We start from the raw sequence: 16,631 nt of genomic DNA on the forward strand, positions 1-16,631 counted from the left end.
TCAATCAACCGTGATGGTGATCGCGGTCCGCGCGACGATGTCGCTTGGGGTCATCTGTTTGCCGCCGACCGGCACCGCCTTGGCCTCGACTGTGATGGCGCGGCTCAGATGCGTGTCATAGTCGCCGAGATCGGTAAACACCGAGTCCCGATCGATGGCGATGGCGTCAACTGCCCGATCTTCGAGGCTGCAGATAGCGATCACCGTCTCGGTGCCGGGGTCGGCCAGACGAAACTGAAACGGGGCGTCATCGGCGGGAAAAAGGAGATCAGCGCCGGGGAGGATCAGATTGTCCTCTTGAAACCGATTCGGGAAAATTACCGTCGCCGTTCCGGCGCTGTCGACATTGATTAGCGTCAGGTAACAAGCTTCCTCTGTCGCCACCGTGAAAACCGCGAGATCGCCGACCCGATAGGCGGGACGATCGGAAAACAGTGCGAGATCGAAATCGCGCCGGTGTTCGAGCGGCCGCTCGAAGACCGTGGCCTCCGGCTCGTCCACCGTCGCGATCAGATCGCCGAGGCCCAGCGGACTGAGGTCCGAAACCAAGTCGGCCAGCGCCAGGAACTGAGCTTCAAAGGCGTCGCGCGGTACGAGACCCTGAGCGAGGCGACCCGCAAGGCGCATCGCCTCCGGATCATCAGCCGCCTCCAGAACCGCCTGGAACGTCGCAAGGTCCATACCTAACTCAGCGGCCGCGAGTTGCCGGCTAACTCCGTCCTCGTATCGTTTCGCCAGCGCGTTGATCATCTCGACGCCGTTGAGCTTCAAGGCGGGGTCGAGACCGGCCGCACGCATTGCCGTAGCAAACCTTGACGCATCCGCTTCGAACAAGGCGTCCATCTCATCCGGCGTCGGATAGAGCGCTTCGACGACCTCACGCACCGGCTCGGGAAATGCATCGCCGACCATCACTGACGCGCGAATCTCGTCGGTCGCCTTGCGAATCCCTTGGTCGTGACAGCCCATGCACGAAATGCCGTTGGTCACGGTACGATCGCGCCTTCCCGGATCAAAGACGATGTCGGTCGGCGCCTTGTCCAGGCGCTCGCCGTACGCGGTGTGCAAGGCGTAGCCCTGGAAGCCGTTGGGCAGCGAGAAGATCGTTTCGCCACCGTCGTGTGCAAAGTCGAAGGGGCCATCGCCGGGTCCAAGCGGAAAGGCGAACAGGTTCTGGCGGTCGCCGTTTCCGCTGAAATCGTAGGAGGTCCAGAAGTAGCCGGTGGGAATCGTATGGCGTTCGATCAGCCGATTGCTGTGCGACACGCCGGAGGTCTGGAAACCCGCGCGTTTTGCCACGAACCGCTGGAGGTTGGCGGTAACGTTGACGCCAAGCGCACCCTGTAGATCGGCGAAATCGTCGGGCAGCTTCAGCAGCCGATTGTAGAGCGGCGGCTGCGCCGCGGTGAACGCAAACCAGTCGGCCCGCACGTAGGGCAGCAGCGTCAGCGTGTCCGTCGCCAGGAGGTCGAACGCCTTGCTGACCGGCACCGCTGCGTAAGGATAGACGGCGAGGATCAGATCCCAGTCCTCGGGCATCCAGCCAAGGTCCTTGAGGTTGAATCGCAGGATCGCCCCGTCCGGATCGATGGCTTCAAGCCGCACCACGTCTGACACGCTCGATAGCGAATTGAGCAGCTTGACGGCGCCGTGCCGGTAGACGGCCATCTCGGCGTCTGTTGCGCAGGCGTTATGGAGATGGGTGAGGGTCAGGTAGCGCGTATCGGCCATCCGTGTGCGTTGGATCTGTTCGAGATCGGCCGCCATCAGCGCGATCTCGTCCGACGGCGCGATAAACGCCCGGTCCGTGCACGCCGCGTCTTGCTTCGTCCCAAGCGCGGCGATCCACGTCCGCAGCGCCGTGACATCCGCGTCGTTCGGGAGCGGATGGCTCAGATCGGCCTCGTAGTAGACGTCATAAGGCATCTCCCGGTTCAGCAATTGGGTGACGATCCGCGAGCCGTCGGGGTTGCCCGGCGCCACATATCGCGGGTCGGATGCCAGGCGATCGAGCATCAGGACGTGGCCGAAATTCTTCGCCGGCTGTAGCCTATCAGCGAGCAGGCCGTCCTGGTGACAACGGGCGCAGTGTTTGTCGAGGACGTCGAAGGCAGCCCGGGCGACCGGATCCTCCGGCGTGGGAATGGCCTGAGCCGACACCGTCGCGGAGGGCACTGCGCTGGCAGCGATCACGCCGAGTGCCAACGCGGCGAGGGATGCAAGACAGCGTCCTGCGTGCATCGATTCCTCCTGAGCGAAACGAGTAACATCCTTCCGAAGGACGCCGCTCGTTCGACAACCGACCGGGCCTGCCGCAATCGCGGCAGGGCCTTCAGCACTATACGGCGAGATGACGACCGGCGGGTGTGACCTCGATCCCACCGGATCGCCGGCCGTTCGACCGTCGAATGACGTTATTGACGCGGGCGTGAACGGCGGCTGAACGCCAGTCAGGAAGCTGGCGCGTCCTCTGACGGGATCGGCGGCAGGCTCTTCAGGTAGGCGGCCATGGCTGCCAAGTCTTCGTCGGAGAGCCGCGCCATATTTCGCTGCACCGCTGCCATTGTGCCACCGACCGAGTCGAACTCCGGCGTGAAGCCGGTTTGGAACATCGTCACGATATCGGCGGCGCTCCACGATCCGATCCCGCTCGGATCGGGGGTGATGTTGGGTACCGTCCCGTCTCCCTCAGGAGCCGGGCCGCCACTGTAGGCGCGGTCGGCAATGATCCCACCAATGGCGTTGCGGGGCGAATGACATTCACCGCAATGAGCCGGTCCACCAACGAGATAAGCACCCCTGTTGATCTCGTCACTCTCGTCCGGATCAGGCACGAACGTCTCGCCATCCACGTAGAGCAGTTGCCACAGGCCGAGGCCGCGGCGAATGTTGAAGGGAAAGCCGAGGTCATGGGCTGGGACGACGTTGTTCACCGGCTCCAGCGTATCGAGGAACGCTTTGAGGTCGATGATGTCCTCCAGCGTCATCCGCTGATAGGACGTGTAGGGAAAGGCCGGATAAAGGTGTTCGCCGCCCTTTCCGACGCCGAACTTCATGGCGTTGACAAAGTCCAGAGTCGACCACGACCCGATCCCGTTTTCCTCGTCCGGCGAGATGTTCGGCGCATAAAACGTCCCGAACGGCGTCACCATATCGAGACCGCCGGCGAGATTGAACAGATCATCGGCCGAAGCGTCGGGTGGCGCATGGCAGGATTCGCACCCACCCGCCCAGAACATGTACTCACCGTTAGCGAGGTCGGGCGTGTGATCCGGCAGGTCGGACGCCGCCAATCCGCGTGGCGCCGTCAGGAGCCATCCTGCGACCGCAGCGATGACGACAATCACGATCAGAACTGCAACAAGCCTGCGGACCATCGCCAGCCCCCGTCTCGAATGAAGAATCGTAACCGGGGTGTCGCCCCCGAACCACCGGTTCATGATCGCAGGCGTATCGGACGTCCGCAACCCAAGTATCAGGCCGCCTCCGGCAACCATTGTCATATGCGTCGGAATCGTTTCTAGTGTCTTTAATTAACCGGGGAGGACATTATGGAAACGATTCCGATCAACTGGTGGGCGGTTATCGTCGCGGCTGCCGTGAAGTTTATCGCCGGCTCGATCTGGTACGCGCCACCGGTCATGGGGCGAACCTGGCAAGCGGCGCTCGGCCTCGATGAAGACACGGTGAAACGCGGCCTCGCCAAGGCGATCCCGGTCGACATCGTTGCCAATCTGGTGATGGCCTACGTGCTGGCCCTGATCGTCGGCTACATGGGCGCGACGACAATCGGCGGCGGCTTGCTGGTCGGCCTCCTGGTTTGGCTCGGCTTCGCCGCCACAATTACACTCGGTACGGTCGTATACGAGCAGCGTCCGTTCAAGGTGTTCCTGATCAACAACGCGTACCTCCTGGTGACCATCGCGGTCATGGGCGCGATCCTTGCCGTCTGGCAGAGCGCCCCGATGGAGGTGCCGGCGGCATCCTGAGGCGGTGGCGGTGCAGCGGCCTCACGCGGAATTGTCGTGCCTGGCGTCAAGATAGGCCGCCAATCCGTTGAGGCAGCCCTCCCAACCAAGCCGGTGGGTCTTGACCGCCTCGGGGCTTGCGATCCGCTCGTGGCGGACCACGACCTCCGCACCCGCCTCGTGCGGATTGAAGCGGACGGTCACGCGTTCGTCGGGGGCATCGCCCATCCGCCACGAGTAGACCAGCAAATGCGGCGCCTCTACTGCCTCGAAGGTGCCGTCGATCCAGTTGATCGCGCCGTCAGGCATTCGGTTGGCGATGCGGTAACGCCCGCCAACGCGCAAGTCGACCTCGGCCTCCGGACAGGTGACCGGTCCTGGCCCCCACCATTGGACGAGATGGCGCGGTTCGGTCCAGGCGGCGAACAACCGGGCCGGCGTGGCGCGGATGACCTTGCGGACGACCACGACCGCGTCGGTATCGGGCGGTGCCGGCCGCATCACGACCGATCCCCGATCGGATCGTCATCCTCCGCGACGTAGGCCGCCAGACTGTCGAGCCGTTCAGTCCAGAATTGGCGGGTCGCTGCAACCCAGCCCTCGACGTCATCAAGCGCCGCTGCTTCGAATGAACACCGATGAACGCGGCCGCTCACCGCCCGCTCGACCAGCCCGGCCCGTTCGAGCACCCGGACGTGTTTGGAGACCGCAGGCAGAGACATAGCAAACGGCGCCGCCAGTTCGGTGATCTTTGCCGGTCCTGCCGTCAGCCGCCGGAGCAACGCGCGACGGGTGCGGTCGGCCAGCGCGTGAAAGACCTGATCGAGCCGATCGTCGACCGTCTCCGCAATCCGGTTTGTCACGTGCCTCCGTCCTTGCGCTATATTAAACCATGTGGTTTAGTATTGTAACGTCAAACCCAATCAAGCGAAAGGGGCGCACCATGTCCGATGCCATTCACCAGGAAGTCACCTTCAATGCCACGCCGAGCCGGGTATACGCAGCACTGATGGATTCCGGTGAACACGCCACGTTCACCGCCAACGGCGCAGCCGAGATCAGCCGGGACGCTGGCGGAGCGTTCAGCGCTCATGGCGGTGAGATCGTCGGTCGCAATATCGAACTCGTCCCTGATCGGCGCATCGTCCAGGCATGGCGCGTCAAGCACTGGCCCGAGGGCGTTTATTCGGTCATCCGCTTCGAGCTCGAGGACGACAACGGCGGCACGCGTCTGGTGTTCGACCATTGGGGCGCGCCGGAGGAGCAGCGGGAGCACCTCGCCGAAGGCTGGAAGCAGCGCTACTGGGAACCACTGCAGCGCTACCTCGGCTGACTGACGCACTCACCGCGGCTCGAAAAAGCGAGCGCCAGCGCCTAATCTGGCGCCTATGACACTTACCAGCGAGGAAACCGAGCGGTACGCGCGGCACATCGTGCTTGCCGAGGTCGGGGGGCCGGGGCAGGCGAAGCTGAAGGCGGCGCGGGTGCTGATCGTCGGCGCCGGCGGGCTCGGCACGCCGGTGCTGCAATACCTCGCCGCTGCGGGGGTCGGCACCATCGGTATCGTCGACCAAGATATTGTTTCTCTTGCGAATTTGCAGCGCCAGGTGATCCACGATACCGACGCTGTCGGGGAGCCGAAAACCGCCAGCGCGGCCCGCTCGATCGGCCGGATCAACCCCCATGTAACCGTTGAAACCCACCCCACGACGCTCACCGACGCCAACGCGACAGCCCTTGTCGCGGCCTACGACGTGGTCGCCGACGGCTCCGACACCTTCGCGACGCGCTATGTCGCGTCCGACGCCTGCTACCTTTGCCAGAAGCCGCTGGTCACCGCCGCGGTCGGCATGTTCGATGGTTCCATCACCACGCTGAAGCCCTGGCTCAGAGGCGCGGACGGGCGCCCGAACCCGACCTATCGCTGCCTGCACCCCGAGCCACCACCGGACGACCTCCTGCCCACCTGCGCCGAGGCGGGCATCCTCGGCGGTCTCACCGGTGTGATCGGATCGATCCAGGCGATGGAGGTGATCAAAGAGATCGTGGGGTTCGGCACCGGTCTGGTCGGCCGCGTGCTGCACTACGACGCCCGCGCCGCCCGTTTCGCCACCTTTCGCTACCAATGGGACCCGGACAACCCGTTGACCGGGACCCAAGCCGAAAATGCATAACCCCGAAAATCGCACTCCACTTTCGCTCCGTTGAGACCTCCTTAACCACGTCCGAGCGAGAGTAGGGCCATGGTTTTCCGTCGAAGTGGGGTATGCGTATGCGGAACGGATCGCCTTTTTTTTCCAGTGGCTTGAAGGGTGTGGTCGCCGCCGCGATCATTGCGGCGGCCGGCCTGACGTCCGGCGGCGTCACCGTCGCTGGCGCTGCTCCCGCGGCGTCGCAGCCCGGGGTCGAGATCGGACCGAGCGGCTTGCCGGTCCCGCGCTTCGTCAGCCTCAAGGCCAGCCGGGTCAACGTGCGGGTCGGACCGGGCGAGGATTACGGGATCGCATGGGTGTTCGTGCGGCCTGGCCTGCCGATCGAGGTGGTGCAGGAATTCGACAACTGGCGGCGGATCCGCGACGCGGATGGCGCCACTGGCTGGGTGTTCCAGAGCCTGCTTTCCGGCAAGCGCAACGCGGTGGTCGCCCCCTGGTCAAGCGAAGAGCCACGACCGATCCGTCGGGCGCCAGAGCCGGAATCGGCGATCTCGGCTTATCTGGAACCCGGCGTGATGGCCAAAATCGACAAATGTGAGGAGGGCTGGTGCCGCCTCTCCGGCAGCGGATACACCGGCTGGATCGATCGCGAACAGCTTTGGGGTGTCTATCCCGACGAGGACATCGACTGAGCGTAAGGCTCAGTCCTTGATGCGGCGCAGCCGAACGACGACGTCGACCCGAGTGATCTCATACCCGGGCGGCGCGGTCGGCACCTGATCGACCCCCATCTGTCCCTTCGGGATGTCGACGACCTCGTTGTCGTCTTCAATGAAGAAGTGATGATGGTCGTCGGTGTTGGTGTCGAAGTAGGTCTTGGAGCCATCGACCACCACTTCCCGCAGCAAGCCGACTTCTGTGAACTGGTGTAGCGTGTTGTAGACTGTCGCCAACGACACGGCTACTTGCCGGTCTCGCGCCTCGTCGTGGAGCTCCTCGGCAGAAATGTGTCGGTTACCCTTGCCGAAGAGGATCCGTCCCAACGCCATCCGCTGCCGGGTTGGCCGGAGACCGGACCCCCGCAGGATGGCGCGGATGCCCGACGCACCCGGGTCCATATTTGCTGACTCGATCGTGCTCATAGCCTTCCCATTGCCCGGCCGGGCGGAGCCCGTCAAGACCTGCTAACAACCTCTGACTATAGGTGCGCGGCAAGTCGCGCGCAATGTGACCATCTGTCGGGCCTGGCGATCCTGACGCCGCTGCCCTGAACGCTCGCCGGCGAAGTCGTCGGATCACGCCCAACGACAACCGAACAAGGGGGTGTCCATCCCCGCGCTGCAGGGTTCACGAAACGCCGACGGTGCGCGGGCCACTGCAGTCCTGTCCGGCCTCGGTTTGATCCGCGGCGCGGCGCTCGAACTCCTCCGCCAGATCAGCGATAGTGATCGCACCAAAGCGATCGCGGAGTAGAACCTCGGCCTCATGGAGCGTCTCCTCCATTCGCGCGTCCACTGCCTGTTCGACCAGGCAGTCGGGCTTGTCCGCGCCCGGGCTTATGTTGAACAGCGGAGGCTCGCCAAGTGCTCGGTAGACGTCCAGAATCGTGATGTCCGCAAGGTTCCTTGCAAGCCGCCATCCCCCGCCGTGACCTCGCTCCGAGGTCACGATTCCCATGTGACGCAGGCCGGACATCATGCGGCGAACCACGACCGGATTGGTGCACAACATCAGCGATATTTGCTCTGATGTGGCGCGCTCGACATGTCGATCCAAATGGATCAGCACGTGGAGCATCCTGGACATTCGGCTGTCGCGAGGCATGAGGTTACCGCTTCGAGATCGCTCGACAATCCGCCAACCCATGCAATCATGCAACAATCTTTGTTCCTTGAGTTGACGCTCCAACAGACTCTATCGTAACAAATAAAAGTGCGAAACAGGATGACGGTCGATGACTTACGATGTTGCCATCGTCGGAGGGAGTTTTGCAGGTCAGGCGGCAGCGCTCCAACTCGGCCGGGCGAGGCGGCGTGTCCTGCTGCTCGATGCCCGGCGGCCCAGAAATCGATTCGCCCGTTTCTCACATGGATTCCTCGGTCAGGATGGGCGCCCGCCTTCCGCGATCATTGCCGAGGCGGCAAACCAGTTGAAACCGTATGGGACGGTCGAACCGCGCGAAGGCAGCGCGGAAGGCGCGGACAGCACCGCGACGGGGTTCCGCCTGTCGCTTTCGGAGAGCGATGAGGTTCAAGCCCGCAGGCTGATCCTGGCGACCGGCGTCAGGGATCTGTTGCCGTCCATACCGGGTCTGGAGGAACGCTGGGGAGTCACGGTTCTCCACTGCCCCTACTGCCATGGCTACGAACTCGATCAAAAACCCATCGGCGTTTTGGGCGAAAGCGAGTTGGCCATCCATCAGGCCATGCTGGTCCCTGACTGGGGCCCAACGACGCTCTTTACGCAAGGGGTGCTGACGCCCGCTCCGGATGAAGAGGCGGCGCTGGCGGCCAGAGGCGTCACAATCGAGGACACGCCGATCGTGGAGTTGATCGGAAAGAGCCCTGCGCTGGAGGCAGTCCGACTGGCCGACGGTCGGTCGGTCGGACTGTCGGGGCTGTTCACAGCACCGCGAACCGAACAGGCCAGTGGTCTGGCGGCTGCTCTCGGATGTGCATTCGAGGACGGCCCGACGGGCCCGCTGATTGCGATCGGCGAACGGCAAAGCACATCCGTGCCTGGCGTTTTCGCGGCCGGAGATGCCGCATCGCCTATGGCCAACGCGACGCTCGCCGCAGCCGCCGGCGTGATGGCAGCGACCGCGGCCCATCATTCCCTCATCTACGAAACCGCCGGGACGCAGTGATGACCGATTTCATCGAAGCCATGCGGGAGGACCCAGCGGCGGCGTTTTCCGGTCGAACCCGTCCTGCGGCGCGCTTCGGGTCCAGCAGGACAGACGGCGGTGATCCGCGATAACGTCGTGTTTGTCCGTCGTTATTAGGCGCAAGGCCAAAAACCGGGCCGAGGGAGGCCTTAGACCGACGATCGGCGCGCCCAAGAAGGACCTTCATGCGGCAGCGATGGGTCGACGAGCCCCGCCCGGCACCCCGAAACCCGGCTGTTTCCCCGCCGGAATCGTCAAAACGGCGACCCCCTGTCCGACGCCATGAAGCCCGCCGACCGCGCCTTAATTTGGGCGCGGCTTTCTGGCGAGGTGACGGGCGCGGTTTTCCGTGTACGCTAAGGCGGTTGCACGTGGCAGCCGGCGAACCGATATTGTGGCGGCGAAACGCGTTAAGTGCTAGGAACCATGCCAAGTCGGCGCAGAATGGCCGGCATGAGACGAGCGGGTGCAGAGCGGATGACAGGATCAGCGGCAGAGTTGGATATGCTCGACAGGACGGAAACCCGCGCGAATGCGTTCGACTATGAGGACCTGCTCGCCTGCGGGCGCGGCGAGATGTTCGGCAAGGGCAATGCCCAACTGCCACTGCCGCCGATGCTGATGTTCGACCGGATCACCCGGATCAGCGAACAGGGCGGCGAGCACGGCCGCGGCGAGATCGTTGCCGAACTCGACGTGCGGCCCGACCTGTGGTTCTTCCCCTGCCATTTCCGCGGTGATCCGGTGATGCCCGGATGCCTCGGCCTCGACGCGCTGTGGCAGATGCTCGGTTTCTTCCTTGGCTGGCTCGGCCTGCAAGGCCGCGGCCGGGCGCTGTCGGTTGGCGAGATGAAGATCTCCGGCATGGTGCTACCCACCGCCAAGCTGGTGCAGTACGGGGTCGACCTGAAGCGCGTGTTCAAGTCGAAGCTGGTGCTCGGCATCGGCGACGGCTGGCTCAAGGCCGACGGCAAGGTGATCTGCCGCGCCAACGACTTGCGCGTCGGGCTGATCAAGGGCGAGGCGGAAACCGCCGCCGGCTGACGATTACCGGTTGGCCGCGACCGACCGCGTACGCGGACATACGGACGAGGTAAGTGATATGAAGCGGGTCGTTGTGACGGGCATGGGAATCGTGTCCGCGATCGGCAACAATACGCAGGAAGTGCTGGCGTCGCTCCGGGAAGCACGCTCCGGCATCGTGCGGGCCGAGCCCTACGCGGAACTCGGGTTTCGTTGCCAGGTGCACGGCGCGCCGGACCTTGACGCCAAGGAGATCGTCGACCGCCGCGCCATGCGCTTCCATGGCGGCGGCACCGCCTGGAACCACGTCGCCATGGATCAGGCGATCGTCGATTCCGGGCTCGAACCGGCGGATATCTCTAACGAGCGGACCGGCATGGTGATGGGCTCGGGCGGCCCATCGACCCATGCCATCGTCGCCGCTGCGGACGCCACCCGCGAAAAGGGACCCAAGCGGGTCGGCCCCTTCGCCGTCCCCAAGGCAATGTCGTCGACAGCGTCCGCGACATTGTCGACCTGGTTCAAGATCAAGGGGGTTTCGTACTCCATCTCGTCGGCCTGCTCGACGTCGAGCCACTGTGTCGGCAACGCCTACGAACTCATCCAGATCGGCAAGCAAGACGTGATGTTCGCGGGCGGTTGCGAGGAGCTCGACTGGACACTCTCGGTCCTGTTTGACGGCATGGGCGCGATGTCGAGCCACTTCAACGATCGGCCAAGCGTCGCCTCGCGACCCTATGACAAGGACCGGGACGGTTTCGTCATCGCCGGCGGCGCCGGTGTCCTGGTGCTGGAGGAGTTGGAGCACGCCAAGGCCCGTGGCGCCCGCATCTACGGGGAAATCGTCGGCTACGGCGCGACCTCCGACGGCGACGACATGGTGGTCCCCTCCGGCGAGGGTGCGGTGCGGTGCATGAAGATGGCGCTCGCCAATGTCGGCGAGACGGTGGACTACCTCAACCCGCATGCGACCTCGACACCGGCCGGCGACGGACCGGAGATCGATGCGATCCGCACGGTATTCGGCGGCAGCGATCGAAGCCCGCCGATTTCGGCGACCAAATCGCTCACCGGCCATTCGCTCGGCGCGACCGGCGTCCAGGAGGCGATCTACTCGCTTCTGATGATGAACAACGGTTTCATCGCCAAGTCGGCGCATATCGACGAGCTGGATCCGGCCTTTGCCGACATGCCCATCGTTCTGGAACGTCAGGACAACGTGGAGGTCAACACCGTTCTGTCGAATTCGTTCGGCTTCGGCGGCACGAATGCCTCGCTCGCGCTGCAGCGCTACGCCGGGTAGGTATAAAACAACGTCTGGGGGGATTCGCCACATGACAGCCGGCCTGATGAGCGGCAAGCGGGGCCTGGTGATGGGCGTCGCCAACGATCACTCCATCGCCTGGGGCATCGCCCGGCGCCTTGCCGACGCCGGCGCCGAACTGGCGTTCACCTATCAGCCGCCGTCGATGGACAAGCGCGTACGACCGCTCGCCGAGTCGGTCGGCTCCGATTTCGTCGTCCCTTGCGACGTCGGCCTCGACTGCAACGCCGACGACCCCGCGTCGATCGATTCCGTGTTCGCCGAGGTCGCCCGGCGCTGGGGCTCCCTCGATTTTCTCGTCCACGCCATTGCCTTCTCCGACAAGACGGAGCTGCGCGGGCGTTACGCCGATACCACCCGCGCCAATTTCCAGCGCACGATGGTGATCTCGTGCTTCTCGTTCACCGAAGTCGCTCAGCGGGCGGCGGCCCTGATGCCCGATGGCGGCGCGATGATCACGCTCACCTATGGCGGTTCGACCCGGGTGATGCCCAACTACAACGTGATGGGCGTCGCCAAGGCGGCGCTGGAGGCATCGGTGCGCTACCTGGCAATGGACCTCGGCGAGGACGGGATTCGGGTCAATGCGATCTCGGCCGGCCCGGTCCGCACGCTTGCCGGCGCCGGCATCTCCGATGCTCGGCTGATGTTCAACTATCAGCGGCGGGCAGCACCGCTCTGCCGATCGATCCAGCTCGACGAGATCGGCAACACGGCGGTCTATCTCCTGTCCGACCTGTCGTCGGCGGTGACCGGCGAAATCCATTTCGTCGATTCCGGCTACAACATCATCTCGATGCCGCGACTCGACGAACTGAAGGCGAGCGAAGCGACCGAGTCGGCCGGCGGCAACACGCCGGAGCCCACAGGCAACCAGCAAGCGGCCGAGTAGGGCGCGCTGGCGAGCGCAATTCTCTTTTTTCACGCTGGGTCGGATCGCGAGCGGCTTCACCCGTCCTCGTCGCCGACACACCTACTCGGTCGCCACTTGACCCAACCATAGGCTTCTGCGACCGTGCGTTGTGGATGATGGCAATCGGGTTTTCAGTGATGCTAAAAAATATAGCCCTTATCGGATTTGCAGCGCTGATGATCCAGGTGTCGACCTCGGCCATCGCGCACCAAGAAGTCCAGAATACGTACAAGAGCAACAACACCTGTCACGGAAGCAGTTGCGTTTGGGTAACGGCCGTGCCTTTCTTTCATCGAACAACATATACGGACATTAAGTGTGGGAGGACCGGCAACCCACCCCCGAACCTGGACTGCGAATTTATCGGTGGCGCACCGAACGGTGCAAGTTATTGCCGCGTCCGCGATGCCAACAGCAGATGTTTCTGCGAGAACTTTTCCTTTACGAAAGTCGACATGAGAGTGACCATAAGCGGTTGCTGAGGTCAGTCGCCCTGAGACAGACACCGTCTCGCCCAGAAGAAGGGCACCTCTGCTGAGCGGGTATTAGCGCTTTAAGAGAACGCGTACGGCGGTCTTCGCGGCGGTGCGCGCTTCGATGCCGCCTTCGGCGGTCAGGGGTATCAGCAGACTATGAGATCACCCGGATCGCGGCGGGGGCTCGTTTCGTGGCACGAACGTCGACGCCGATTGAAAAGCCAGCGCCTCTAGCCCTTGCCGGGTGGTTGCCCTGGCGTCCCTGGCGCCCCGCCGGTCGGGGCGGCATCATCATTGGCCGGCGTCGTTGCCGGCTTCGCCGAGGCCTTGGCCACGGCGACCATTGCCGGCCGCAACACCCGCTCGCCAATGACGTAGCCGGTCTGGACGACGTCAGCGACATGGCCGGGCGGCACATCGCTACTTTCGACTTCGTACATCGCCTGATGAAGCTCTGGATTGAACTTCTGGCCCTTGGCGTCAATCGGCGCGACACCGAATTTCACCAAAGACTGTTCGAGGCCCCGTTCCGTGACCTCCACCCCTTCGATCAAGGCGGTCAGCGCCTTGTCGCCGGCCGCGCGCGTCTCCGCCGGCACGGCGGCGATCGCCCGCTTGAGGTTGTCCGAAACGGTGAGCATGTCGCGGGCGAAGGACGCGACCGCGTAGCGCCGGGTGTCGGCGACCTCGCGTTCCGTTCGCTTGCGGAGATTCTCCATCTCGGCCAGCGTGCGGACCAGACGATCCTTGAGGTCGGCGATCTCCGCAGCGGCCGCATCCGGCGCATCAGCGCCCGGCTTGGGCGGTTCGGTTTCCTGCGGCGACGGGTCAGCGGCAGTTTCCGGCGGGGGGGTCCCCTTGGTGTCAGCCATTGTTCTTCTCACCGGTGTGGAGGGAATGCGATCCCGCCGATATCAGACGTCGCGCACCAGAAATCAAGGATCGCGTGCTGAACTGCCTCTTTTGCCACCTAGTCGCTAAGGTAGCCGCCCTGCCTCAACGCCTCGATGATGCGATCGGCCAGCTCGCTGGAATCGGCCGTTGTCGTATCGAGATGGAGGTCGGGATTGACCGGTTCCTCGTAAGGCGAGTCGATGCCGGTAAAGTGCTGGATCTCGCCGGCTCGGGCCTTCTTGTAAAGGCCCTTCGGATCCCGCTCCTCGACCACTGCCAGCGGCGCGTCGACGAAGACCTCAAGAAATTCGCCGTCTTCGACCATCTCACGCGCCATCCGACGCTCCGACCGGAACGGCGAGATGAATGACACCAGAACGATCAGGCCGGCATCAACGAACAGCCTCGCAGCCTCGGCGACGCGGCGGATATTCTCGACCCGATCGACATCGGTGAAGCCGAGGTCGCGGTTGAGGCCATGACGGATGTTGTCGCCGTCGAGGATGTAGGTATGGCGGCCCATCAGATGCAGCTTCGACTCGACCAGATTGGCGATCGTCGACTTGCCCGCACCGGACAGGCCGGTGAACCAGAGGATCACGGGCTTCTGCCCCTTCAGCCCGGCCCGTGAATCGCGGTTCACGTCGAGCGCCTGCCAGTGGATGTTGGTGGCGCGCCGGAGGCCGAAGCGGATCATTCCGGCGGCGACGGTGGCATTGGTGAACCGGTCGATCAGAATGAACGAGCCGGTAGCCTTGTTGTTGTCGTAGAGGTCGAAAGCGATCGGCTCCGACAGGGACAGGTTGACCAGGCCGATATCGTTGAGGGCCAAGGTCTTGGCCGCCAACGGCTTGAAGCTTTCGATATCGACATGGTGCTTCAGTTCGCTGACCGCGGCGCCGACCGTGCGGCTACCGGTTTTCAGCAAATACGGGCGACCGGGAAGGAGTTCCTCCTCGCTCATCCAGATAATGTGAGCCGCGATCTGGTCGGAGACATCCGGCCGATGATCGGGGGCGACGAGAATGTCGCCGCGGCTCGCGTCGATCTCCGCATCCAGGGTCACGGTTACGGCGGCGCCGGCCGGGGCTTCGTCGAGATCACCATCGAGGGTGACCACCTTGGCTACTTTGGCCGACTGGCCGGTGCGGGCGACAACCACCTTGTCACCGGGATGGACCGCGCCGCCGGCGACCGTGCCGGTATAGCCGCGGAAATCCGCGCTCGGCCGGTTAACCCATTGAACCGGAAAGCGAAACGGGCGGGAATGGTAGTCTTCCTCGACAGTTACCGTTTCCAGGTGCTCGAGCAATGTCGGCCCGCCATACCACGGAGTATTGGAGCTCTTCTCCATCACATTGTCGCCGAAGCGGGCGGACATCGGGATGGTGACGATTGACTCGAATTTGAACTGAGCGGCGAACTCGGCGAAGTCGTTGCGAATGTCGACGAATCGCTCCTCGTCGAAACCGATGAGGTCGATCTTGTTGACCGCGAGCACCACATGGCGAATGCCGAGGAGGGCGACAATGTAGGCGTGCCGGCGGGTCTGAGTGAGGATTCCAGCGCTGGCATCGACCAGCAACACCGCCAAGTCGGAGTTGGAGGCGCCGGTCGCCATGTTGCGGGTGTACTGCTCGTGACCGGGCGTGTCCGCGACGATGAAACGACGGCGGTCTGTGGCGAAGTAGCGATAAGCGACGTCGATGGTAATGCCCTGCTCGCGCTCGGCCACCAGTCCGTCGACCAGAAGCGCGAAATCAATATCGCCACCGGTGGTGCCGAACTTCGCCGATTCCGCTTCCAAGGTAGCGAGCTGATCCTCGAACAGCCGCTTGGAGTCGAACAGGAGCCGGCCGATCAGCGTTGATTTGCCGTCATCGACGCTACCGCAGGTGAGAAAGCGGAGCTCGCTCTTGCCCTGGCTGTCCGCGACAAAAGCGGCAAACGCCTCGTTTTCTCCCAGGCCGTGGGCCATCAAAAATACCCCTCGCGCTTCTTCTTTTCCATCGCCCCGACTTCGTCATGGTCGATCAGGCGACCCTGCCGTTCGGAGGTCCGGGCAATGAACATCTCTCCGACAATCTCGTTCAGGGTCGTCGCCTTCGATTCGACCGCCGCCGTCAGCGGGTAGCAGCCGAGCGTGCGGAAACGGACCCAGCGCATTTCCGGCTCTTCGCCGGGCGCCAGCTTCATACGCTCGTCGTCGACCATGATCAGTTGCTCGGAGCGCATCACCACCGGCCGCTCGGCAGCGTAGTAGAGCGGCACAATCTCGATCCCCTCCGACAGGATGTACTGCCAGATGTCGAGCTCGGTCCAGTTCGACAGCGGGAAGACGCGGATCGACTCACCCGACTTCACCCGCGTATTGAACAGGGACCAGAGCTCCGGCCGCTGGTTCTTCGGGTCCCAGGCATGGCTTGACGAGCGGAACGAGAATACCCGCTCCTTCGCGCGCGCCTTCTCCTCGTCGCGGCGGGCGCCGCCGAAGGCCGCGTCGTAGCGGCCAAGGTTCAGGGCTTCCTTCAATGCCTCGGTCTTCATCACCTGGGTGTAGAGCGATGAGCCGTGATCGAAAGGATTCATGCCCTTCGCCACACCATCCTGATTGGTATGCACGATGAGGTTGAGATTGTGCTTGCGCGCGGTCTCGTCCCGGAAGGCGATCATCTCGCGGAACTTCCACGTCGTATCGATGTGAAGCAACGGAAACGGCGGCGGTGCCGGGTAGAAGGCCTTGCGCGCCAGATGCAGCATGACCGACGAATCCTTGCCGATCGAATAGAGCATCACCGGGCGTTCGAAATTGGCGACCACCTCCCGCATGATGAAGATCGCCTCGGCCTCAAGGCGCTGAAGGTGTGGCAGTGGCTGGTTCATCGGTTATCCCCTCGCAGCGGCCGCTCACTACTACTCAGTGAGGCGCGGCGTCTCAAGCGTTGCAGTGTCCCGTTTCGCGCGGGTCAGCCCATCGGCATCGCGCATTTGAA

17 protein-coding genes are annotated in these 16,631 nt (G+C 63.7%); 8 read left to right on the forward strand and 9 right to left on the reverse strand.

What is annotated here, in order from left to right; genetic code table 11:
* Both ACO076_RS04220 and ACO076_RS04225 read right to left on the reverse strand, forming a co-directional pair.
* Window positions 1–2,241 carry a DUF4384 domain-containing protein gene (locus ACO076_RS04220; RefSeq protein ID WP_421725482.1) on the reverse strand — a complete coding sequence of 747 codons (2,241 nt, stop codon included), beginning with the start codon at window positions 2,239–2,241 and terminating at the stop codon, window positions 1–3.
* 209 nt (window positions 2,242–2,450) lie between these two features.
* A complete protein-coding gene (locus ACO076_RS04225; protein ID WP_421725483.1) occupies window positions 2,451–3,377 on the reverse strand; it encodes a c-type cytochrome in 927 nt (308 codons plus the stop codon).
* A 174-nt stretch (window positions 3,378–3,551) separates the two neighbouring features.
* Here ACO076_RS04225 and ACO076_RS04230 point away from each other — a divergent pair, with 174 nt between their 5' ends.
* A complete protein-coding gene (locus tag ACO076_RS04230; protein ID WP_421725484.1) occupies window positions 3,552–3,989 on the forward strand; it encodes a DUF1761 domain-containing protein in 438 nt (145 codons plus the stop codon).
* A gap of 21 nt (window positions 3,990–4,010) precedes the next feature.
* Here the strand turns inward: ACO076_RS04230 and ACO076_RS04235 are convergent, their stop codons facing one another.
* Both ACO076_RS04235 and ACO076_RS04240 read right to left on the reverse strand, forming a co-directional pair.
* Window positions 4,011–4,469: an SRPBCC family protein gene (locus ACO076_RS04235; protein WP_421725485.1), complete on the reverse strand. Its 459-nt coding sequence runs from the start codon at window positions 4,467–4,469 to the stop codon at window positions 4,011–4,013.
* Window positions 4,469–4,831 (reverse strand): ArsR/SmtB family transcription factor, encoded by a 363-nt coding sequence (locus tag ACO076_RS04240; protein ID WP_421725486.1) that lies wholly within the window; start codon window positions 4,829–4,831, stop codon window positions 4,469–4,471. The genes ACO076_RS04235 and ACO076_RS04240 overlap by 1 nt, the downstream gene beginning before the upstream one ends.
* A gap of 80 nt (window positions 4,832–4,911) precedes the next feature.
* Here ACO076_RS04240 and ACO076_RS04245 point away from each other — a divergent pair, with 80 nt between their 5' ends.
* The 3 genes from ACO076_RS04245 to ACO076_RS04255 all read left to right on the forward strand — a co-directional run bounded on the left by ACO076_RS04245 (window position 4,912) and on the right by ACO076_RS04255 (window position 6,813).
* A complete protein-coding gene (locus ACO076_RS04245) occupies window positions 4,912–5,301 on the forward strand; it encodes an SRPBCC domain-containing protein (RefSeq protein WP_421725487.1) in 390 nt (129 codons plus the stop codon).
* Between the two features lie 55 nt (window positions 5,302–5,356).
* The gene (gene moeB, locus ACO076_RS04250; protein WP_421725488.1) at window positions 5,357–6,142 is read left to right on the forward strand and encodes a molybdopterin-synthase adenylyltransferase MoeB; all 786 of its coding nucleotides are present in this window, start codon (window positions 5,357–5,359) and stop codon (window positions 6,140–6,142) included.
* A 92-nt stretch (window positions 6,143–6,234) separates the two neighbouring features.
* The gene (locus tag ACO076_RS04255) at window positions 6,235–6,813 is read left to right on the forward strand and encodes an SH3 domain-containing protein (protein WP_421725489.1); all 579 of its coding nucleotides are present in this window, start codon (window positions 6,235–6,237) and stop codon (window positions 6,811–6,813) included.
* A 9-nt stretch (window positions 6,814–6,822) separates the two neighbouring features.
* Here the strand turns inward: ACO076_RS04255 and irrA are convergent, their stop codons facing one another.
* Window positions 6,823–7,263 (reverse strand): iron response transcriptional regulator IrrA, encoded by a 441-nt coding sequence (irrA, locus tag ACO076_RS04260; protein WP_421725490.1) that lies wholly within the window; start codon window positions 7,261–7,263, stop codon window positions 6,823–6,825.
* Between the two features lie 205 nt (window positions 7,264–7,468).
* Window positions 7,469–7,945 carry an RrF2 family transcriptional regulator gene (locus tag ACO076_RS04265; protein ID WP_421725491.1) on the reverse strand — a complete coding sequence of 159 codons (477 nt, stop codon included), beginning with the start codon at window positions 7,943–7,945 and terminating at the stop codon, window positions 7,469–7,471.
* Window positions 7,946–8,075: 130 nt separating this feature from the next.
* Here ACO076_RS04265 and ACO076_RS04270 point away from each other — a divergent pair, with 130 nt between their 5' ends.
* The 4 genes from ACO076_RS04270 to fabI all read left to right on the forward strand — a co-directional run bounded on the left by ACO076_RS04270 (window position 8,076) and on the right by fabI (window position 12,247).
* Entirely contained in the window at window positions 8,076–8,987 is a 912-nt protein-coding gene (locus ACO076_RS04270) for an NAD(P)/FAD-dependent oxidoreductase (RefSeq protein ID WP_421725492.1), read from the forward strand.
* 525 nt (window positions 8,988–9,512) lie between these two features.
* A complete protein-coding gene (gene fabA, locus ACO076_RS04275; protein ID WP_421725493.1) occupies window positions 9,513–10,052 on the forward strand; it encodes a 3-hydroxyacyl-[acyl-carrier-protein] dehydratase FabA in 540 nt (179 codons plus the stop codon).
* A gap of 58 nt (window positions 10,053–10,110) precedes the next feature.
* The gene (gene fabB, locus ACO076_RS04280) at window positions 10,111–11,334 is read left to right on the forward strand and encodes a beta-ketoacyl-ACP synthase I (protein ID WP_421725494.1); all 1,224 of its coding nucleotides are present in this window, start codon (window positions 10,111–10,113) and stop codon (window positions 11,332–11,334) included.
* A 31-nt stretch (window positions 11,335–11,365) separates the two neighbouring features.
* Window positions 11,366–12,247, forward strand: a complete 882-nt coding sequence (fabI, locus tag ACO076_RS04285; protein WP_421725495.1) for an enoyl-ACP reductase FabI — start codon at window positions 11,366–11,368, stop codon at window positions 12,245–12,247.
* A gap of 727 nt (window positions 12,248–12,974) precedes the next feature.
* Here the strand turns inward: fabI and grpE are convergent.
* From grpE to cysD, 3 genes are all read right to left on the reverse strand, one after another.
* Entirely contained in the window at window positions 12,975–13,616 is a 642-nt protein-coding gene (gene grpE / locus ACO076_RS04290) for a nucleotide exchange factor GrpE (protein WP_421725496.1), read from the reverse strand.
* 98 nt (window positions 13,617–13,714) lie between these two features.
* Entirely contained in the window at window positions 13,715–15,616 is a 1,902-nt protein-coding gene (cysN, locus tag ACO076_RS04295) for a sulfate adenylyltransferase subunit CysN (RefSeq protein ID WP_421725497.1), read from the reverse strand.
* Window positions 15,616–16,521: a sulfate adenylyltransferase subunit CysD gene (cysD, locus tag ACO076_RS04300; protein ID WP_421725498.1), complete on the reverse strand. Its 906-nt coding sequence runs from the start codon at window positions 16,519–16,521 to the stop codon at window positions 15,616–15,618. The genes cysN and cysD overlap by 1 nt, the downstream gene beginning before the upstream one ends.
* Window positions 16,522–16,631 lie beyond the last annotated feature (110 nt).

The sequence above is a fragment of the Bauldia sp. genome, assembly GCF_965232525.1.
Classification (GTDB): Bacteria; Pseudomonadota; Alphaproteobacteria; order Rhizobiales; family Kaistiaceae; genus Bauldia.